Raw genomic sequence first — 19,196 nt, forward strand, 5'->3', positions numbered from 1 at the left:
CGGAGATACGATGGGCAATCTTCCAAAGCTCGGCGGCGCGCCCTTTCTCACCGATGCCGGCCTTGAAACCTGCATGGTCTTCAAGGACGGACTGGACCTTCCGTCGTTTGCATCCTTCGTTCTGGTCGACGGCCCCGGTCGACCGAACCTCGAGGCCTATTATCGCACCTTTCTAGCGCTGGCAGAAGCGCACGGGGCTGGTTTCGTCCTCGACACGCCAAGCTGGCGGGCCAATCCCGATTGGGGCGACGCGCTAGGCCTTGACCGATCCCAGCTGGAAACGGTCAACCGCAACGCGATAACCATGGTGTCGGACCTGCGCGCGCAGTCACCGATCGCGGACCGGGTCGCCGTCAATCTTGTGATCGGCCCGCGCGGCGACGGCTATCGGCCTGACGCGCTGATGAGCATGGCCCAAGCGGCCGAGTATCATGGCTGGCAAGCGAAAGTCGGAGCCGATGCCGGTATCGACATGCTCTCCGCGGTAACAATGAACTATGTTGAGGAAGCTCAGGGCATTGCGGCGGCGGCGGCCAGGACCGCGACGCCTTGCGTGATATCATTCACGGTCGAGACCGACGGCAGGCTGCCGACCGGCATGACCTTGGCCGAAGCGGTGCGGCGCACCGACGATCAAAGTGGAGGCAGCGTCGCCTATTACATGGTCAATTGCGCGCATCCCTCGCATTTCATCGCCGCGCTCGACGATCCCGGCCTGCGCGAGCGCATCGGCGGAATCCGGGCCAACGCATCGCGCATGAGCCACGCCGAACTCGACGAAGCTGAGGAGCTGGACGACGGCGATCCGGCCGAACTCGCCGGCGACTACGCATCCCTGCTGGACGCGCTACCCCACGTCTGCGTTTTGGGCGGATGCTGCGGCACCGATCATCGGCACGTGGCGGCGATCGCCGACCAGTGCGTCCCGGCGATCCGGGCCCGGCAGTCCGCCTAGCTCTTGCCGACCACGCTTTCGGGCAGGTCGGTGCCGAACACGCGCTGGTAGTATTCGGCCACCAGCATGCGTTCGGTCTCGTCGCACTTGTTCAGGAACGAGAGCCGGAAGGCAAAGCCCGGATCCTTGAAGATCGCGGTGTTCTGCGCCCAGGTGATCACGGTGCGCGGGCTCATCACCGTGGAGATATCGCCGTTGATGAACCCCTGCCGCGTCAGGTCGGCAACCTTGACCATGTTGGCGACCAGTTCGGGCGAGGCGCCCTGCGCCTTCTTGACCACGATCTCGGTTTCGACTGCGGGCGGAAGATAGTTCAGCCCGACCACGATGTTCCAGCGATCCATCTGGCCCTGGTTGATCGCCTGGGTGCCATGGTACAGACCGCTGGTGTCGCCGAGGCCGACCGTGTTGGCCGTGGCGAACAGGCGGAAGTTGGGATTGGGACGGATGACCCGGTTCTGGTCGAGCAGGGTCAGCTTGCCTTCGGTTTCGAGCACGCGCTGGATCACGAACATCACGTCGGGACGGCCGGCGTCATATTCGTCGAACACCAGCGCGACCGGATGCTGCAGCGCCCAGGGCAGCAGGCCTTCGCGGAACTCGGTCACCTGCAGTCCATCGCGCAGGACGATGGCATCGCGGCCGATCAGATCGATGCGGCTGATATGCGCGTCAAGGTTGATGCGGATGCACGGCCAGTTGAGGCGGGCGGCAACCTGTTCGATGTGGGTCGACTTGCCCGTGCCATGATAGCCCTGGACCATGACGCGGCGGTTGAACGCAAAGCCGGCCAGGATCGCCAGGGTGGTATCAGGATCGAAGACATAGCTATCGTCGCGGTCAGGCACCCGCTCGTCGGCTACGCTGAAGGCCGGAACCTTCATGTCGATGTCGATGCCGAAGGTCTCGCGCACGTCGACTTCGCGGTCGGGCGCGGCCAGAACGGTGTTTTGACGCTGGTCGAAAGTGGTGTCTTGGATCTGGGTCATCGCGCAATTCGCCTATACGGCACCAGCCGTCGCTGCAATAAGGTTTCGGTTGCTTTTCGCGACTCGTTTTCGCGCCGGGCTCGGGGAAGAGGTCATGATCAGGATTTTCGGATTTCCGCTGTCGCCCTTCGTGCGCAAGGTCCACATCATTGCTGCCGAAAAGGGTATTCCGATCGAGATGGTGCTGGGTCGCCCGGGCGATCCCGCGCCGGAGTTTCTTGCGGCGAGCCCGTTCCGCAAGATCCCGGCCATGCAGGATGGCGACTTCAACCTCTGCGATTCGACCGCAATCGTCACCTACCTCGAGGCGATCGAGCCGTCTCCGTCGATCACCCCCGGCAATGCCCGGCAGAAGGCCAGGGCCATCTGGTTCGAGGAGTTTGCCGACACGATCCTTGTGGCAGCAGGCGGCAAGGTGCTGTTCAACCGCTTCGTCGGCCCGACCTTTCTCGGTATCGAGGGCAACGAGGAGACCGCGCAACAGGGCGTGGCTGAACTTGGCCCGATCCTCGACTACCTGGAAAGCCAGTGCGGCGACGGTTGGCTGGCCGGTGATAACTTCAGTGTCGGCGATGTTGCCGTGGCGGTAGCGCTGCGCTCGCTCGGCTATATCGGCCTCGAACCCGATCCCGCGACCCATCCCAGAACCGCGGCCTGGTATGACCGGGTCAAGGATCGCGAAAGCTGGAAGGCCGTTGCCGAACGCGAGGCAAAAGTGATGGAACGGGTGCTCACTCCCGCCAGATGACCCCCTATGTCGCGCTACTCCGCGCGGTGAACGTGGGCGGCACCGGCGCGTTGCCGATGACGCGGCTCAAGGCACTCGGCGCCGATGCAGGCCTGGCCAATCCGCGCACCTACATCGCAAGCGGCAACCTGTTGTTCGAAAGCGACCTTACCGAGCCTGCTCTGATCGATCGGATCGAGGCCGCGCTGGCGCAAGCGCTGGACAAGCGGATCGAGGTCTTCGTCCGCAGCCTGGACGAACTCGAGGCCATCATCGCGGCGAACCCGTTCCCCGATGCTGTAGGTAGCCGGCACATGGTGTTCTTCCACGCCGCCCCTCTTCCTCACGATTTCGGTGACAGATGCCGCGATCGCCGAGACGAGCGCCTTTCTGTAAACGGTCGGGAACTCCACGTCGATTACGGCGAAGGAATCCGAACTACAAAGCTCAAGATCCCCGACAAGCATTCGCGGACCGCGCGCAACATGAACACGGTGCGCAAGCTCGCCGCCTTGCTTCGCGCCTGAACGCAGGAACGCCGCCCCCGGCAAGCCGGAGGCGGCGTCCTTCATCGCATGCTGGTGCGATTAGAAGCGGTAGCCGATACCGGCCACGACCTGGTTGCGGTTCACGCCGTCACCATAGTCCGAGTAGCGGTATTCGACCTTGGCCGAGACGTTGGTTCCGAACTTGTGTTCGATGCCGGCGCCCAGACGGTAGCCTTCTTCTTCGGTGGTTTCGGTGGTAACGACCGTACCCGTGGTTTCTTCGGCCTTGAACTGGGCGTTGGTGTAACCGCCCTTGAAGTACAGAAGGGTGTCGCGGGCATCGCCCACCGGCACGCCAAGGCGCGCACCGGCGTAGATGTCACGGCCGGTCTTGATGCAGGCAGTCGTGGTGGCGATGGTTTCGCAATCCTTGGTCGACGCGCCGGTCAGTTCGGCGTCGGCGCCCATGACGACGCTGCCGGTGTCATAGTCGAAACCGAGGCTGCCACCGTAGACCGCACCGCTCTTGGTGTAGTCGTCGCCCGGGGCGAAGGCGTCTTCGACCTTCATCTGGTCCCAGCCGGCAATCGCATCGACATGCGCGCCGGTCCACGAGCCCGTATCCTGAGCCATGGCGGCAGCGGGAGCGAAGGCGGCCATGGCCGCGCCGATCATGAGAAACTTCTTCATATTCAAATACTCCTCTTGGACGGAAATCCGTCCCTCAAGTGCCCGGCGCGCACGACGTCCGGCACAGTCTGAACCTGCGCCGTGGGTCACCGAGCGGCTTCGCAGGTGGGGTTCAGAACATGAACCGCAACTGTCAGTTCCCACTCAAATCATCACAAAGATCGGGACTGTTGCACTGCAGCAACAATATTGCGGAGAGGTCCGGACGAACCGGTCAGGCGTCACGACGAGCGACATTGACGCAGACCGACCGGTCGGTATGCTGACTTCGTGATTCCGAACGTACCTTTCCGCCCCGCGCCGGCGACGGCCCGGGATCGCATCCTCGAAGCCGCGGTCGCGTTGGTCCGCAGCCAGGGCTTCGGAGCGACATCGGTAGATCAGTTGTGCCGGGCCGCCGGGGTGACCAAGGGCGCCTTCTTTCATCATTTCGCGTCGAAAGAAGCCCTGGGCGTGGCCTTGGCGGGGTACTGGTCGGCCAACACCGGCGCCTTCTTTGCCGAAGCGCCCTATCACCACCATCCACGCGCCATCGATCGCGTGCTGGGCTACATCGACTTGCGCAGCGCCCTTCTCGCAGGCCCGCCCGAGGCTTTCAGTTGCGTCGCGGGAACCATGCTGCAGGAGAGCTTTCGGTCCAGCGCGGCGATCCGCCAGGCCTGCGAGGCCAGCATAATGGGGAACGCCGCGGCGCTTGAGGACGATATCGCGCAGGCGCTGACCCAGGCCGGGCTCGACACGGCCGATGCACCTGGCCTCGCGCGGTACATACAGGTGGCAATCCAGGGCGCCTTTATCGTCGCCAAGACGCAGGAAAGCGAAGCGGCCGCGCCGCTTGCGGCAGAAGCCTTGGCGCATTTGCGCCGTTATTTCGAGCTGCTGTTTAACGAGGGAGAACGCGATGCCGGTTGATGACACCGCACCAATCGAGGTGACGGCTTTCGAATGGGTTCCGGACTTTGCCAAGGGCCAGGTGCGCGATCTGCGGGTCCGCTGGGCCCTGGAAGAAGCAGGGCGATCCTACCGAACCCGCCTGATCGGCAATCCGCGTCCGCCCGGTTACGAGCGCGAGCAGCCATGGAATCAGGTTCCCGTCTACAAAGACGGAGCGCTGGAATTGTTCGAATGCGGCGCAATCGCATTGCACATCGCAGAGACGAGCGAAGCCCTGCTGCCACGCGATCCGATCCGCCGGGCCCGCGCGATCACATGGCTGTTCGCCGCATTGAACAGCATTGACGGACCAGTCATGGCCTATGTCTCGGCCTCGCTCTTCAACGCGGACAAGGACTGGTCTCCTGGTGCATCGGAGCACTTCGCGCAGTTCCTTGCCGCGCGTCTCGCCCGGCTCGGCGAATGGCTGGGTGACAAGGAGTGGCTTGAGGCAGAGTTTACCGTTGGCGACCTGATGATGGTCGCCACGATCCGCGGCGAGGACATCCTGCAGTATGCGCCGGCCAATCTGGTCGACTACGTCCGCAGGGGAGAGTCTCGTCCCGCTTTCCAGAGAGCGCTGGCTGCGCAACTGGCCGATTTCATTGCCGAACCTGCCTGAAGGAGTAGAAATCGATGCCCAAGATGATTTTCGTCAATCTGCCCGTGGCCGACCTTCCGCGGGCCATGCGCTTTTATGAGGCCATCGGCTTCACCAACAATCCGCAGTTCACCGACGACACTGCCGCCTGCATGGTGCTGAGCGACACGATCTTCGTCATGTTGCTGACCCATCCCCGCTGGCAGGGCTTCACCACGCGGCCGATGTGCCCGGCAGGGTCGAGCGAAGTGATGCTTGCCCTGTCTTGCGATGACCGGGCGGAGGTCGATCGGCTGGTCGCCGCCGGCGCGGCCTCCGGGGGCACGGCCGACGTCAACCCGCCCGAGGATCACGGCTTCATGTACCAGCGCAGCCTGGCCGATCCCGACGGTCATCTGTGGGAGCCGTTCTGGATGGATGCGGCCCAGGCCCTGGGCGAAACACAGCAAGAGGAGGCAGCGCAATGAGCTATTTCGATGGATTCGTGATCGCCTGTCCCAAGGCCAACAAGGACAAGTTCATCGCCCACGCCAATCTCGGCGATATGATGTTCCTCGAGATGGGCGCGCTGCGCGTGGTCGAATGCTGGGGTGACGACGTGCCCGACGGCAAGACCACCGACTTCCGCATGGCCGTGAAGGCCAAGGACGACGAGGCGGTGCTGTTCAGCTTCATCGAATGGCCCGACAAGGCAACCCGTGATGCGGGCATGGCGCGCATGACCGAGATGATGACCGATCCGGCCAAGCTCGACCCGCGGATGGACCCGGCCAAGAATCCGATGCCGTTCGACGGCGCCCGCATGATCTATGGCGGGTTCGCCCCGATCGTCGATCTGACCGCGTGAAGGAGAACGCCATGTCGACCCTGCAAGGTAGCTGGATCTGGTACGAACTGATGACGCCCGACCCGGTCGGCGCCAAGGCCTTTTACGAAGCGGTGGTCGGCTGGACCGTCAATCCCGGAACGCCGGAAACCGGCGACTACGGGTTTCTGGTCAACGCCGACGGACAAATGACCGGGGGCGTCCTTGCGCTGACCGGCGACATGATCGGCGGCGGGGCGCACCCGGCCTGGCTGGGCTATATCGGCGTCGATGATGTCGACCAGTCGGTCAGCGCTATCGAGGCGGCGGGCGGCACCGTGGTGATGCCGGCGCGCGACGTACCGATGGCCGGAAGGATCGCCATGGTAGCCGATTGCTGCGGCGCGCCTTTCTATGTGATGACGCCCACCCCGCCCCCCGGCGGCGGCGAAAGCACCGCCTTTTCGGCCGAGCGAAACGCCGGCCGCTGCGGCTGGAACGAGCTGGTGGCCAGCGATGCGACCGAGGCCATCGCTTTTTACACCGCCCGGTTCGGCTGGACCCTGCCCGAGCCGATGGACATGGGCGCGATGGGCCAATACCAGTTCATTGCCCACGATGGCGTAACCGTCGGCGCGATCATGCAGAAGCCGGCCGAAGCGCCATTTTCGGGCTGGAGCCATTATTTCTGGGTGCCCAGCATCACCACCGCCAAGAACGCCGTCGAGGCGCACGGCGGCACGGTGATCAACGGCCCGAGGCACGTTCCCGGCGATGACTGGATCATCCGGGCGATCGACCCCCAAGGCGCGATGTTTTCTCTGGTCGGAGCACTTTGAATGGCTGAATACACCTTCTTCACCAACCCGATGAGCCGCGGCCAGATCGCTCGCTGGGCCCTTCACGAAGTCGAAGCCGGCTATGACCAGGTGATCGTCGACTTCGCCCAGAAGCAGCCGGCTTTTCTGGCCGTGAACCCGATGGGCAAGGTTCCGACCCTGGTTCATCACAGCACCACCGGCGACAAGGTGGTTACCGAATGCGCGGCAATCTGCGTCTATCTGGGCGAGGCCCATCCCGAGGCCGGGCTTGGCCCCTCGGCAGACGAGAGCGCGGCCTATTATCGCTGGCTGTTCTTTGCGGCCGGTCCGGTCGAGCAGGCCGTAATGGTGAGATCGATGGGCTGGCAGCTTCCGGTCGAACGCGAAGGCATGGCCGGATGGGGCAACTACGAGCGCACCATGGCCACGCTGGAGAGCCATTTCGAGGGCAACAACTACGTGTGCGGGAACCGCTTCACCATGGCCGATGTTTATGTCGGCAGCCAGGTGGACTGGGGGCTGACGTTCGGATCCATCCCGCCCAACGAGGCGTTCGTGGCCTATGCTGAACGCTTGCAGGCGCGCGATGCCTACAAGGCCGCCAAGGCCATCGACAACGCCCTGATCGAGGCTTCCCGCAAATGACCCAACCAACACTATGCCTGTGGTACGACGGCACCGCCGAAGAGGCGGCGCGCTTCTATGCCGAAACTTTCCCCGACAGCAGCGTCGGTCAGATCCAGCGCGCTCCGGGTGATTTTCCCGGCGGCAAGAAGGGCGATCCGTTGACAGTGGAATTCACCGTGCTGGGGCTTCAGTGCATGGGCTTGAACGGCGGTCCGATCTTCCCGCACACCGAAGCCTTCAGCATCCAGGTGGCGACAAAGGACCAGGAGGAAACCGACCGTTACTGGAATGCCATCGTCAGCAATGGTGGGCAGGAAAGCGAATGCGGCTGGTGCAAGGACAAGTGGGGCTTGTCCTGGCAAATCACACCGGTCCAGTTGACCGATGCGATGCGCGAAGGTGGGGCCATTGCGCAGGCGGCGTTCACCGCCATGATGACCATGCGGAAGATCGATGTCGCCGCGATCGAGGCAGCCGTGGCCGAGGCGCGAAGCGGTGCGTAGGATCATCGGCGCCGCCTTCGTCACGCTCGACGGCGTGATCCAGGGACCGGGCGGTCCGACCGAGGATACGACCGGCGGCTTCGATCAGGGCGGCTGGGTCTTCAAGCTCGACGACGAGGGGATCAATCCGGTACTCGAATCGCTGTTCGGCGGCGACTACGCCCTGCTGCTCGGGCGGCGCACCTATGATATCTTCGCGGCCTACTGGCCTTATGTGACGGGCGCGGAGGCTGGCCTTGGCGAAGCCTTCACCCGAGCTGACAAGTTCGTCATGACCCGAGGCGATCAGCCCCTAGGCTGGAAGAACTCGCATCGGCTGAGCAGCATGGCCGATCTTGCGGCGGTCAAGGCCGGCAACGGACCCGATCTGGTGATCCAAGGGTCGAGCACCCTTTACCCCGCCCTGCTCGCCGCCGGTCTGCTCGACCGACTCACACTGATGACCTACGCGTTGACCGTCGGCCCGGGCAAACGCCTGTTTGGGCAGGGCACGCCGCCGGGTATGCTCCGCCTGGTCGAGCATACGATCACCCCGAAGGGGACGGTGATTACTACGTTCGAACCGGTTGGAGCTCTGCCACCGATGCCGGCCGACGCGCCCGAACCATCGACCAGCGCTCTCGAGGCCGAACGGCAGGCGCGGATGAAGGCCGGCACCTGGTAATGCTCATCCTCTACGGTCATCCCTTCTCGTCCTACACCTGGAAGGCGCTCATCGCGCTATATGCCAACGGAACCCCGTTCGAATTCCGCGAACTCGGCAAAGACAACGCGGACGACGACAGCTTCGTCGCCGCGGCCTCGCCGAGCGGGCAATTTCCCGTGCTGCGCGACGGCGAGGCGACGGTGTTCGAAGCAACGGCAATCATCGAGCACTTGCACTGCCACCACCCGAGCCAGGCGTCCTTGCTCCCCACCGATCCGGCCGAGGCAGCGCGGGTGAGGATGTGGGACCGGGTGTTCGATCTCCATGTGATGAACGCGATGCAGCAGGCCGTCGCGATGAAGCTGCGCGACCCAGTGATAAGCGCGGAGGCGGCGCGCGATGCCGTTCGCGCGCGCCTGATCCGTTCTTACCATTGGATCGAAGACTGGCTCGGCACCTATCGCCCTGTCTCGACCATCACTCTTGTCGAATGCGCGGCGGCGCCCAGCCTGTTCTATGCCGACTGGGTCATCGACATCCCTGACGATTGCGCCCGCCTGAAGGCCTGGCGAGAGCATCTTCTCGCCCTTCCGCCCGTCGCGCGGTGCGTCGACGATGCCCGCCCGTATCGCGCCTATTTCCCGCTTGGCGCTCCCGACCGCGATTGAAAGGATTCGCCATGCATGAACTGACTGTTTCCCGGCACATCGAGGCCGACCCGGGCAAGGTCTGGGACATTCTCGTCAACCAGACCGACGAATGGTGGTGCCCCAAGCCCTGGCGCGCCGAAGTCAACTGGGGTGCGCGCCAGCCCGGAGCGGTGGTTCACACAACGATGTACGGTCCTGATGGCGAGCGTAACGAACATCCCGGCCTGATACTTGCCTGGGACGAGGGTCGGCGGATTGCCACCACAGATGCCGTCGTCGGCGATCTCGAGCCGGCCGGCCCGTTCATGCTGGGAATCTGGGAGATCATTCCCGAAGGCAGCGGCACGCGATACACCGGCCGCGCCCGCCACTGGACCGAAGAGGCGATGAAGCAGCACGCCGACATGGGCTTCGAAGAAGGCTGGGGCGTAATGGCCGACCAGTTCAAGGAGCTGTGCGAGGCGCCCTGATCAGGCGAAAGCTGCCGCTTTGCGTAGCAATTGGTAGGCAGCGATGACCCGCTGCAAGCGCTGTTCCTGGCTGCGGTCGCCGCCGTTGCGATCAGGGTGCAGCTGGTGGACGAGCTGCGAATACCGCTGCCGCAACGCCCGCCGCCCTGCGTCAAGCGGCAAGTCGAGGACCTCGAGTGCGCGACGCTCGTCGGGGCTGACAGCCCGACCGTCCTGCCGTTCGGCAGGACGGCGCGCGCGTGCCCGTGCACTGATCGCTTCAAGCGGGTCGGCGAAATCGGCCCAGCGGGGCGCGGCGTCGATCCCCGCGGTCGGGGAGAATGCGCGGGTCTGCCGATCCCAGCCATGGATCGGCGACTGCGCCGCTACGATCTCTTCAGGCGTCATCCCGTCGAACCAATCGTAGCCGGCGTTGAATTCGCGAACATGTTCGAGGCAGAACCAGCGATAGTCGCCCGGCCCGTCGAAGCCCGATGCGCGCGGCCCAGGCGCGCGGAATTCGCCGGGCTGGTCGCAGCCGGGCCAGTCGCAGGGGCGGCGCCCGTTGCCTACCCGGCCATGAAATCTATCGTGCTTCACGGCTTCCACATGGCGATTGAGCGGCTAGAAGGAAAGACATGACCGGACCACTCGCCGCTGAAATCGAACGCCTGCTCCGCGCGGAGTTTGCACCCACCCGCCTTGCCGTGATCAACGACAGTGCCAACCACCACGGTCATTCGGGCGACGACGGATCGGGCGAAAGCCACTTCACGGTTGAAATCGAAAGCGCCGCCTTTGCCGGCGTTTCGCGCCTGCAGCGCCAGCGGATGGTCAACGGTGCGCTGGGCGACATTCCCGGACAACGGGTCCATGCGCTGGCGATAAAGGCCCGCGCACCCGGAGAAGCCTGATGACGATCACCTCCATAATCCAGCCTTCCACGCACGATCTCGGCGCCTTCACGGTCCGCCGCGTTTTGCCGAGTCCGAAACGAACAATGGTCGGCCCTTTCATCTTCGTCGACGAATTCGGCCCGACGATCATCCCGCCTGGGCACGCCATGGACGTGCGGCCGCACCCGCACATCGGGCTTGCCACCGTGACCTGGCTGTTCGAGGGCGCAATCAATCACCGCGACAGCCTGGGCACCTCAGCGACGATCCGCCCCGGCCAAGTCAACCTGATGACCGCGGGCAAAGGAATCGTCCATTCCGAACGAGGCCTTGCCGAAGAACGGGACCGCGAAAAGCCGATCTACGGCATGCAGACCTGGCTTGCCCTGCCCGATGGGATGGAGGACATTGCGCCAGCCTTCGAAAGCCATGCCGACCTTCCGCTGATCGAGGATACATGCGTCTCGGCCCGCATCATCATGGGCACGCTGTGGGGACGGACCGCGGCGACGACCCAGCATGCGCAAACGATCTACGCAGAAATCGTGCTTGCGCCCGGCGGTTCGATCCCGATCGATGCCGAGGCGGACGAACGCGCGGTCATGCTGGTCGGTGGGGAGGCGACAATTGATGGCCAGCCGCTCGAACCGTTCTCGCTCGCTGTTCTGGCGCCGGGTGCGGCCATGCGCCTCGCCAGCGCGCAGGGCGGACGCGTAATGCTGCTTGGCGGCGAGGCCTTTGCCAGCCCCCGTCATGTCTGGTGGAACTTCGTCCACTCCTCGCGCGAGCGCATCAACGAAGCAAAGCGTGAATGGAGCGATGGCGCATTTCCGCTTGTGCCCGGCGACGAGGAAGAGTTCATTCCGTTGCCGAAAGTTCCGCTGACCCGCAGCGAATGACGGGTACACCACGGGAGAGAGAAAAGAGCATGGCATTTGCAGGACAGGCAGCCTGGATAACGGGTGCGTCTTCGGGAATCGGGGCGGCGTTGGCGCGTGGCCTTGCCAGGCAAGGCGCGCGGTTGATCCTGTCGGGCCGCAACGTCGATGCGCTCGAACAGGTCTCGGAGCAGTGCGGCGGAGGCCACCTCATCCTGCCGTTCGAAACCACCGACCATGATGCGATCGCACCTGCCGTCGCCGCGGCGGAAGAATGGTCCGGACGGATCGATGTATTGATCAACAACGCCGGCATTTCCCAGCGCAGCCTTGCCGTCGACACCGATCTTTCGGTCTATGAGCGAATCATCGCAGTCGATCTTCTCGCCCCGATCGCCCTGACGCAGGCGGTCCTGCCCGCGATGGTCAAACGCGGCAGCGGTCGGATTGCCATGATCAGTTCGATCGCCGGCAAGGTCGGCGTGCCGATGCGAACGGCCTATTGCGCGGCCAAGTTCGGGCTTGCCGGCTATGCCGATGCCTTGCGGGCCGAGGTCGGCTATCTGGGGGTCCAGGTCCACAACATCTACCCGGGTTCGATCCGCACCGACGTGTCGCGCAATGCGCTGACCGCCGACGGCAGCCGCCGCGGCGTATCGGACCAGGTCATCGACAACGGTATCGATCCTGACGAGGCTGCAACCAGGATGATCGCCGCCATGGCTGCGGGAGAGCGCGAGATCATAGTCGCCGAAGGATCCGAACTGGCCATGGGCGAGGAACGCCGCATGTCGGATTCGCTCCTCGACCTGCTCGGCGGGTTCATGGCCAAGGGCTATGCCAAGCGCATGAACGAGGGCGCGCAATGACCATGGCCCAGCAGCGCATCGCTCTTGCCAACGGGATCGAACTGGACGTGGTCGACGAAGGTCCGCGCGATGCGCCGGCAATCATCTTCCTCCACGGCTTTCCCGAAAGTCACCGCACCTGGCGCCACCAGATTGCGCACCTGTCGGATCGCTATCGCTGTATCGCGCCCGATCAGCGCGGCTATCGCGGGTCGTCCAAGCCCCAGGACGTGGCAAGCTACACCCCCGACAAGATGATCGGCGACGTCTTCCTTCTGGCGGATGCGCTGGGCATCGACACCTTCACCATTGTGGGTCACGACTGGGGCGGCGCGATTGCCTGGGGCGTAGCGCTGACTGGCCAGGGCAAGCGCGTAACCCGTGCGGTGATCGCCAACGCGCCCCATCCGGTCGGCTTTACCAGGCTGGTCTGGGAAAACCGCCAGCAGCGCGAGGCAAGCCAGTATTTCCGCGCCTTCCGCGATACTTCGAACGACGATCTGGTGCGCGCACACGGGCTTGGCGGAATGCTGGCCAAGGCCTTTGCCGGGCGCGAGGTTGGCGCCGACGCCATGGAGCCCGAGGAACGGGCCCAGTTGCTCAGGGACTGGGAGGACCGCGACGCCGCTTTCGGCATGCTCAACTGGTACCGCGCCAGCCCTGCATATGTGCCGACGCTGGACGAACCCTATGTGATGCCGGCCGGCCGCGCTCCGCCCCAGATGCCGCCGCTGACCATTCCGACGCTGGTGATCTGGGCGCTGGACGACATGGCCCTGCCGCCCGAGAATCTCGATGGCCTGGAAACCATGGTCACCGACATGACGCTGGTCCGCGTGGCTAACTGCGGCCATTTCGTGCCCTGGGAAGCGCCCGCCGTGGTCAACGCGGCGCTCGACGTGTTCCTGTCGCGGACGCCGGACTAACGCTCAGATCGTCCGGTCGCTGCCGCCCCAGCCGATCCACGCGCCGTGGGGATGGGCACGCGTCACGATCACGCCCTCGTCGCCCCCGGGCCAATAGCGCACGACCATCTCGTGGATGTGGAGCACCCGGTTGGCCTCCAGCGCGACCCAGGCCAACGGGCGCTCGGGCGTTGCCTGGGTCCCCGCGCGTTCCATCGCGGCGGTGACGCGCGCCTGCTGATCGGCGGGGACATACTGCCAGACGATCGAATGCATCAGCATCCGCGTCGTGCCCGTAGCCTGGGGCTTTGCCAGTTCCGTCTCGACGAAGTCGGCGGCGTTCATGGCGACAAGATCGGGCGGCGATCGCCCCGCCTCGCGCACCGCGGCCTCCATGCGCTCGAACCGCACGGTGTGCTCTGGCCAGATATAGGCCTTGAGCCGCAGCGCCTGGTCCACATCGGTCAGATCGACCGGAGCCACGTCGCAGCCCCTGGCGGATACGATCTCGACCGGCCGGTCGGGCGGAGGTGGCCCCTCCCATTCGGGTCTGAAACGCATCACGCCCGGTTCCGGTCCCACCGTGACCCCGCCAAGGTCGTAGCGGTAGCGATCAAGCATCAGGTTGATTCCCGCGCTCGATCCGATCTCGAGGCATTGAAACCGGGGCGGCAGCCCCTGATCGGCAAGCCACAGCATGGCTGCCACGAAATTGGACGATCGCCCCGCTTCGTTGGTCTGCGGCGGACCGTCCAGCCACGGTAGCAGCTCGCCCTCGTGTGCGCGAATGGCCGCACCGACCAATGCTGCATCGTCGATACCCTGTTCGCCAGCGTAGATCCGCGACAGGCCTTCATCTGCGTCCTTGAGGTGCAGTGCGTGCAGCCCGCCAGCGACCCGCAGCGGCACGGCATCGGCCAGCGGGGCGCCGGTCCAGCCGCGCAAGGCATCGAACAGCGCGCCCTCCTCGCCCCGCACCAGCAGATCGCGCACGGCGGCAACGATCCGCGCGGTGATCGGCGCATCGGCGGCGTTACAATAGGCGACCTGGTTGCCAAAGGCAGCTTCGACCATGCCGTCGCCAGTCGCGGCGATATCGGTGAACGTATAGCTTTCCGCCATGGTCTCTCCATTCGTGCCGGGCAAGCGGCGGCACTGTCCGCCACGGTGGCTGTTCCACCCATGCGGCACAAGGAAAAACCCGCCATTGCCTTGCCCTTTGGGCCGCGTGCCCGTAAGGGCTGCGCGCTATGCCAGAGCCGCTGACCTTTGCCGTGCCCAAGGGCCGGATACTCGACGAGGCGCTGCCGATCATGGCGCGCACCGGCGTGGTTCCCGAGGCGGGCTTTCACGACAAGTCCAACCGCGCCCTGTCCTTCGCCTGCGAAGGGTCGGACATGCGGATCATCCGCGTGCGCGCCTTCGATGTGGCGACCTTCGTAGCCCACGGCGCGGCGCAGCTTGGCATCGTGGGATCTGACGTGGTCGAGGAGTTCGCCTATTCCGACCTCTACGCTCCGGTCGATCTTGACATCGGCCACTGCCGCCTGTCGGTCGCCGAGCCGGCCGCGCAACAGGCGAGCGCCGCCCGCGCCAGCCACCTGCGCGTTGCCAGCAAATATCCCAACCTGACGCGGCGCCATTTCGAAAGCCTCGGCATCCAGGCCGAAGTGGTCAAGCTCAACGGGGCGATGGAACTGGCTCCTGGACTTGGCCTTGCCAGCCGTATCGTCGACCTTGTCTCGACCGGGCGGACGCTGAAGGACAATGGCCTGGTCGAAACGAGCCGCATCCTCGACGTGTCGGCGCGGCTGATCGTCAACCGCGCCGCATTGAAGACCGACGAGCGAGTGGCCCGTCTGGTCGACGCGTTCCGCGCGCTCGTCAGCGAAGCGAAGGCCGCCTGATGCACCGCCTCAACACCCGCGATCCCGGTTTTGAACGCGCCTTCCGGCGTCTCGTTTCCGACCGGCGCGAGAGCGACGAGGACGTGGCGCGCGACGTCGAGGTCATCCTCGCCGACGTGCGCAACCGCGGCGATGCGGCGCTCGCGGAACTGACCGAACGGTTCGACGGCCACGTCCTGGCCACCGATGCCGACTGGTCGTTATCGCCAGAGGCCTGCCGCGAAGCCTTCGACGCCCTCAAGCCCGACCTGCGCGCCGCGCTGGAACTGGCCGCCACCCGCATCCGCGCCTACCACGAAGCGCAGCGGCCCACCGACCGTGACGAAACCGATGAACTCGGCGTGCGCATGGGCGCGCGCTGGACCGCGGTCGATGCCGCCGGACTCTATGTTCCGGGCGGGCGCGCGGCCTATCCCTCCTCGCTGCTGATGAACGCGATCCCGGCGAAGGTCGCCGGGGTTGAGCGGCTTGTCGTCGTCACGCCCGCCAACAAGGGCCAGGTCAACCCGCTGGTCCTGGCCGCCGCGCACCTCGCGGGGGTGGACGAAGTCTGGCGCATCGGCGGGGCCCAGGCCGTCGCCGCCCTTGCCTATGGCACCCAGCGGATCAGGCCGGTCGACGTGGTCGTCGGCCCGGGCAACGCCTGGGTCGCCGAAGCCAAGCGCCAGCTCTACGGCGTAGTCGGCATCGACATGGTCGCCGGGCCAAGCGAGATCCTGCTGATCGCCGATGGTCGCAATGATCCCGATTGGACCGCCGCCGACCTGCTCAGCCAGGCCGAGCACGATCCTGCGGCGCAATCGATCCTGATCACCGACGACGCGGTCTTTGCCGATACGGTCGCCGATCGCATAGGTGTAGAGCTGGCCATGCTGCCCACGGCACGCGTCGCCAGCGAGAGCTGGAACGCTCACGGCACGATTATCGAGGTCGCCAATCTCGACGAAGCGCCCGCCTTGGCCAACGCGCTGGCGGCCGAACACGTCCAGATTGCCACCGACGATCCGGAAGCCCTGTTTCGCAAGATCCGCCACGCCGGCTCGGTGTTCCTGGGCCGCATGACCCCAGAAGCCGTCGGCGATTACGTTGCCGGACCCAATCACGTCCTTCCTACCGGGCGCCGCGCGCGCTTTTCCTCGGGCCTTTCGGTGCTCGACTTCATGAAGCGTACGAGCTTCATACAGCTTGACGAGGCCGCCCTGCACGCGGTCGGTCCCGCCGCCGTGGAACTGGCAGACGCCGAGGGGCTGGGCGCGCACGCACGTTCGATTCAAGTCAGGTTAGGCCAATGAAGTCCTCCACCCAGAAGCGCGCTGCCGCGCGCCTTGCTGCCGTCCAGGCGCTGTACCAGGTCGAAATGGAAGCCACGCCGATGGCCTCCCTTCTCGACGAGTTCCACCGCCACCGGCTCGGCGCCGAGATCGAAGGCGACCAGTACGCCCAAGCCGAGGTCGCCTTCTTCGACGCGGTGGTGCAGGGCGTCACGGCCCGCCGCGACGAGATCGACGCGCTGCTGGGCGAACGCCTTGCCGAAGGCTGGAAGCTCGAACGACTCGACAAGACCATGCTGCAGATCCTGCGCGCCGGTACCTGGGAGCTGCTGGCCCGTGCCGACGTTCCGACCGCCACAGCGATCAGCGAATATGTCGACGTGGCCCACGCCTTTTTCGAGCCGCGCGAGGCGAAGTTCGTCAACGGCGTGCTGGATGCCGTCGCCAAGGCGGTGCGCTGAGCGCCGAGAGCGCCTTTATCGAAGCCTTGCGGGCGCTTGCCTCGCATCCCGCCGCGCGCGGACTGGCTGACGATTGCGCCGTGCTGGAGATCGGCGGCGAAGCCCTTGTCCTGACGCATGACGCGATGGCCGCAGGGGTGCATTTCCTGCCAGATCAGGACCCTGCCGACGTCGCGTGGAAGCTGGTTGCCACCAACCTCTCCGATCTTGCAGCAAAGGGGGCCGAGCCGCTTGGCGTCCTGCTCGGCTACCAGCTGGGGCAGGCCAACGGGCGATTTATCGAAGGTCTGCGCGACGTGCTCGCACATTACGCCGTCCCTCTTTTGGGCGGTGATACGGTGGCCGCGACCGGCTCGCAGGTGCTGGGCCTCACCGCATTGGGACGCGCAACGCACCGCCCGGTTCCATCGCGGGGTGGAGCAATGGAGGGCGATGCGGTCTGGCTTACCGGCCCGGTTGGAGCGGCGATGTCCGGTTTCGATGCGCTGCGCGCAAAATCGGGCGACAGCCTCGCCTATCGCCGCCCCACCGCGCTGCTTCGCGAAGGAATGGCCCTTGCCCCCCTCGTCACGGCGATGATGGACGTCTCGGACGGCCTGTTGCTCGATGCGAGCCGCATGGCAGCGGCAAGCGGCGTCTCCATTGCGCTCGACAGCGCGGCAATTCCCCTCGCCTGCCCCGAAGCGCGGCGCGACGAGGCTCTTCGCTGGGGCGATGACTACCAGTTGCTGTTCACCCTGCCGCAGGAGCGCGCCTGCCCGTTTCCGGCTCACCGCATCGGGGTGGTGCGAGAGATTGGCGGAGCGCCTGTCCTGCTTGACGGCCGCGCCCCGTCAGGCCGCCTCGGCTACGAACACTAGATTGCGCTGACGTCGACGCCGCGCTTTTCCAGGATCGGCTTGAGCGCCAGATAGGCTTGCCGAGTCCGGTGATTGGGAATGCCGGGATAGAGGTGGTGGATGAGATGGGTTTCCATCCCCATCGACAGGACGTGCCCCAGCCGGCTCTTGAAGATATTGGCCTGTTCGTACCGCGCGGTCTTGCCCTCGCGCGGGTGGTGCGGCGCCCACGACAGGTAGAAGCGGATGTAGCTGAGGCCGATGTGCCGCGGCAGCCACCAGATCAGCGCCGCCTCGATCGCGTAACCGCTCCACGCCATGGTGAACAGCACCGCCATGAACACCAGCTGCAGCAGCATCGTTTCCTTCAATGCGCGGGCCGCCTCGGGCGTGCCCATTTCGGCGAGGATGCGCTTGTAGTGATGGATCGACCCGTCGACGCCGGGCTGGCGGTTGTACCACGTCTTGTACCAAGCCATCAGCGCGTTGGGCGCCTCGTCGGTGTAGTCGGGATCCTTTACCGGATCGTTGCAGTGGTAGTGATGTTCCAGGTGCATCATCCGCGCCATCGAGAACGGGAAAACGATAGGAATCGTCGACACCGCGCCCACTGCCTCGTTCAGCCAGCGGGTCTTTTCCCCGGGGCGGCCGATGTTCGAATGCATCGCTTCGTGGCTGGTAACATAGCCGCCGGTGGCAAAGATGCACGACAGCACGAAGGCGAGGCCGAGATTGATCTGCCCCATGATCCCCAGCGGGAAGAAGGACAGCCACACGGCAAAGCAGCCGAAGGCCGCAACGGCATAGGGCCACATTCGTCCGCCGTGGAATTCCCGGGCGATCGCCATTTCCTCTTTCAGGAGATCGCGGCGGGTGTGCCGGTCGAGCCCCTCGGGACCGAGTGGCAGCGCCGGACGGTCGATCGAAGGCGCGACGCCCGCATCGCCAAGATCCGGCCGCAGGATGACGGGATCCGCCTCGCTCACAGCCAGCGCCCCCTGATCACCGTGACGAGGCCCCATGGCGCGCCGACCAGCAGGCCGAACGCCAAGGGAGTGATTCCGAGCGGCGGCACCACATCGAAGCGCACCATGACCTGCGCGATCAGCGGCGCGATGAAGCCGATCCCGAACAACAGGGGCATCCAGTGGAACAGCCCCTTGACCGCAGCCTGCATTTGTTAACCCCGCGCAAACCAAGGATAGTAATCTCTCATAAAGCACGTTTGGCGGCAAGCGTCGGGCGCAGGCTCACGACAAGGCCCCTGTTCCAGAACGAGATCGAAGCGAACGGCAAGGCCGCAAGGC

The 19,196-nt window shown here is 65.1% G+C and carries 27 protein-coding genes; 21 read left to right on the forward strand and 6 right to left on the reverse strand.

What is annotated here, in order from left to right:
- The first annotated feature begins 10 nt into the window (after positions 1-10).
- Positions 11-955, forward strand: coding sequence for a homocysteine S-methyltransferase family protein (locus tag B0I00_RS05010; protein ID WP_100866193.1), 945 nt, complete (start codon positions 11-13; stop codon positions 953-955).
- Here B0I00_RS05010 and cobS read toward each other — a convergent pair.
- On the reverse strand, positions 952-1,944 hold the full coding sequence (cobS, locus tag B0I00_RS05015) for a cobaltochelatase subunit CobS (RefSeq protein ID WP_100866194.1): 993 nt from the start codon (positions 1,942-1,944) through the stop codon (positions 952-954). The genes B0I00_RS05010 and cobS overlap by 4 nt on opposite strands.
- Positions 1,945-2,038: 94 nt before the next feature.
- On the opposite strand from cobS, the gene B0I00_RS05020 reads away from it, so the two are divergent.
- A complete protein-coding gene (locus B0I00_RS05020) occupies positions 2,039-2,692 on the forward strand; it encodes a glutathione S-transferase family protein (RefSeq protein WP_100866195.1) in 654 nt (217 codons plus the stop codon).
- Positions 2,689-3,198 (forward strand): DUF1697 domain-containing protein, encoded by a 510-nt coding sequence (locus B0I00_RS05025; RefSeq protein WP_100866196.1) that lies wholly within the window; start codon positions 2,689-2,691, stop codon positions 3,196-3,198. Before B0I00_RS05020 ends, B0I00_RS05025 begins: the two co-directional genes overlap by 4 nt.
- Before the next feature lie 60 nt (positions 3,199-3,258).
- Here B0I00_RS05025 and B0I00_RS05030 read toward each other — a convergent pair whose 3' ends face one another.
- Positions 3,259-3,849 (reverse strand): outer membrane protein, encoded by a 591-nt coding sequence (locus B0I00_RS05030; RefSeq protein ID WP_100866197.1) that lies wholly within the window; start codon positions 3,847-3,849, stop codon positions 3,259-3,261.
- A 270-nt stretch (positions 3,850-4,119) separates the two neighbouring features.
- On the opposite strand from B0I00_RS05030, the gene B0I00_RS05035 reads away from it, so the two are divergent.
- From B0I00_RS05035 to B0I00_RS05080, 10 genes are read left to right on the forward strand one after another with little or no spacing between them, the layout of a single operon-like run.
- Positions 4,120-4,761 (forward strand): TetR/AcrR family transcriptional regulator, encoded by a 642-nt coding sequence (locus B0I00_RS05035; RefSeq protein WP_100866198.1) that lies wholly within the window; start codon positions 4,120-4,122, stop codon positions 4,759-4,761.
- Positions 4,751-5,404 carry a glutathione S-transferase family protein gene (locus B0I00_RS05040; protein ID WP_100866199.1) on the forward strand — a complete coding sequence of 218 codons (654 nt, stop codon included), beginning with the start codon at positions 4,751-4,753 and terminating at the stop codon, positions 5,402-5,404. Before B0I00_RS05035 ends, B0I00_RS05040 begins: the two co-directional genes overlap by 11 nt.
- Positions 5,405-5,418: 14 nt before the next feature.
- Positions 5,419-5,850, forward strand: a complete 432-nt coding sequence (locus B0I00_RS05045) for a VOC family protein (RefSeq protein ID WP_100866200.1) — start codon at positions 5,419-5,421, stop codon at positions 5,848-5,850.
- Positions 5,847-6,230, forward strand: coding sequence for a DUF1428 domain-containing protein (locus tag B0I00_RS05050; protein ID WP_100866201.1), 384 nt, complete (start codon positions 5,847-5,849; stop codon positions 6,228-6,230). The genes B0I00_RS05045 and B0I00_RS05050 overlap by 4 nt, the downstream gene beginning before the upstream one ends.
- 11 nt (positions 6,231-6,241) lie before the next feature.
- A complete protein-coding gene (locus B0I00_RS05055) occupies positions 6,242-7,027 on the forward strand; it encodes a VOC family protein (protein ID WP_100866511.1) in 786 nt (261 codons plus the stop codon).
- Complete coding sequence (locus B0I00_RS05060; protein WP_100866202.1) at positions 7,028-7,654, forward strand: glutathione S-transferase family protein; 627 nt, start codon at positions 7,028-7,030, stop codon at positions 7,652-7,654. It abuts the gene before it with no gap.
- Positions 7,651-8,139, forward strand: a complete 489-nt coding sequence (locus B0I00_RS05065; RefSeq protein ID WP_100866203.1) for a VOC family protein — start codon at positions 7,651-7,653, stop codon at positions 8,137-8,139. Before B0I00_RS05060 ends, B0I00_RS05065 begins: the two co-directional genes overlap by 4 nt.
- Positions 8,132-8,803 (forward strand): dihydrofolate reductase family protein, encoded by a 672-nt coding sequence (locus B0I00_RS05070; RefSeq protein ID WP_100866204.1) that lies wholly within the window; start codon positions 8,132-8,134, stop codon positions 8,801-8,803. Before B0I00_RS05065 ends, B0I00_RS05070 begins: the two co-directional genes overlap by 8 nt.
- Complete coding sequence (locus B0I00_RS05075; protein WP_100866205.1) at positions 8,803-9,453, forward strand: glutathione S-transferase family protein; 651 nt, start codon at positions 8,803-8,805, stop codon at positions 9,451-9,453. Before B0I00_RS05070 ends, B0I00_RS05075 begins: the two co-directional genes overlap by 1 nt.
- 11 nt (positions 9,454-9,464) lie before the next feature.
- Positions 9,465-9,905 (forward strand): SRPBCC domain-containing protein, encoded by a 441-nt coding sequence (locus B0I00_RS05080; protein ID WP_100866206.1) that lies wholly within the window; start codon positions 9,465-9,467, stop codon positions 9,903-9,905.
- On the opposite strand, the gene B0I00_RS05085 is transcribed toward B0I00_RS05080, so the two are convergent.
- Positions 9,906-10,484, reverse strand: a complete 579-nt coding sequence (locus B0I00_RS05085) for a J domain-containing protein (protein WP_100866512.1) — start codon at positions 10,482-10,484, stop codon at positions 9,906-9,908.
- A 38-nt stretch (positions 10,485-10,522) separates the two neighbouring features.
- On the opposite strand from B0I00_RS05085, the gene B0I00_RS05090 reads away from it, so the two are divergent.
- From B0I00_RS05090 to B0I00_RS05105, 4 genes are read left to right on the forward strand one after another with little or no spacing between them, the layout of a single operon-like run.
- Positions 10,523-10,798, forward strand: a complete 276-nt coding sequence (locus B0I00_RS05090; protein ID WP_100866207.1) for a BolA family protein — start codon at positions 10,523-10,525, stop codon at positions 10,796-10,798.
- Positions 10,798-11,679, forward strand: coding sequence for a pirin family protein (locus tag B0I00_RS05095; RefSeq protein ID WP_100866208.1), 882 nt, complete (start codon positions 10,798-10,800; stop codon positions 11,677-11,679). Before B0I00_RS05090 ends, B0I00_RS05095 begins: the two co-directional genes overlap by 1 nt.
- A 29-nt stretch (positions 11,680-11,708) precedes the next feature.
- The gene (locus tag B0I00_RS05100) at positions 11,709-12,527 is read left to right on the forward strand and encodes an SDR family NAD(P)-dependent oxidoreductase (protein WP_100866209.1); all 819 of its coding nucleotides are present in this window, start codon (positions 11,709-11,711) and stop codon (positions 12,525-12,527) included.
- Complete coding sequence (locus B0I00_RS05105) at positions 12,524-13,432, forward strand: alpha/beta fold hydrolase (RefSeq protein ID WP_100866210.1); 909 nt, start codon at positions 12,524-12,526, stop codon at positions 13,430-13,432. Before B0I00_RS05100 ends, B0I00_RS05105 begins: the two co-directional genes overlap by 4 nt.
- 3 nt (positions 13,433-13,435) lie before the next feature.
- Here the strand turns inward: B0I00_RS05105 and B0I00_RS05110 are convergent, their stop codons facing one another.
- Entirely contained in the window at positions 13,436-14,533 is a 1,098-nt protein-coding gene (locus tag B0I00_RS05110) for a DUF2332 domain-containing protein (protein ID WP_100866211.1), read from the reverse strand.
- A 128-nt stretch (positions 14,534-14,661) separates the two neighbouring features.
- Here B0I00_RS05110 and hisG point away from each other — a divergent pair, with 128 nt between their 5' ends.
- Genes hisG through thiL form a run of 4 tightly spaced genes read left to right on the forward strand, consistent with a single transcriptional unit; the run spans position 14,662 to position 17,910 of the window.
- The gene (gene hisG / locus B0I00_RS05115; protein ID WP_100866212.1) at positions 14,662-15,318 is read left to right on the forward strand and encodes an ATP phosphoribosyltransferase; all 657 of its coding nucleotides are present in this window, start codon (positions 14,662-14,664) and stop codon (positions 15,316-15,318) included.
- On the forward strand, positions 15,318-16,610 hold the full coding sequence (gene hisD, locus B0I00_RS05120; RefSeq protein WP_100866213.1) for a histidinol dehydrogenase: 1,293 nt from the start codon (positions 15,318-15,320) through the stop codon (positions 16,608-16,610). Before hisG ends, hisD begins: the two co-directional genes overlap by 1 nt.
- Positions 16,607-17,050 (forward strand): transcription antitermination factor NusB, encoded by a 444-nt coding sequence (gene nusB / locus B0I00_RS05125; protein ID WP_100866214.1) that lies wholly within the window; start codon positions 16,607-16,609, stop codon positions 17,048-17,050. The genes hisD and nusB overlap by 4 nt, the downstream gene beginning before the upstream one ends.
- Positions 17,047-17,910 (forward strand): thiamine-phosphate kinase, encoded by an 864-nt coding sequence (gene thiL / locus B0I00_RS05130; RefSeq protein WP_100866215.1) that lies wholly within the window; start codon positions 17,047-17,049, stop codon positions 17,908-17,910. Before nusB ends, thiL begins: the two co-directional genes overlap by 4 nt.
- Here thiL and B0I00_RS05135 read toward each other — a convergent pair.
- The gene (locus tag B0I00_RS05135) at positions 17,907-18,875 is read right to left on the reverse strand and encodes a fatty acid desaturase (protein ID WP_232730116.1); all 969 of its coding nucleotides are present in this window, start codon (positions 18,873-18,875) and stop codon (positions 17,907-17,909) included. The two genes, thiL and B0I00_RS05135, sit on opposite strands and share 4 nt — an antisense overlap.
- Positions 18,872-19,066, reverse strand: coding sequence for a hypothetical protein (locus B0I00_RS05140; RefSeq protein WP_100866217.1), 195 nt, complete (start codon positions 19,064-19,066; stop codon positions 18,872-18,874). The genes B0I00_RS05135 and B0I00_RS05140 overlap by 4 nt, the downstream gene beginning before the upstream one ends.
- Positions 19,067-19,196: the final 130 nt, after the last annotated feature.

Source organism: Novosphingobium kunmingense, assembly GCF_002813245.1.
GTDB lineage: Bacteria > Pseudomonadota > Alphaproteobacteria > Sphingomonadales > Sphingomonadaceae > Novosphingobium > Novosphingobium kunmingense.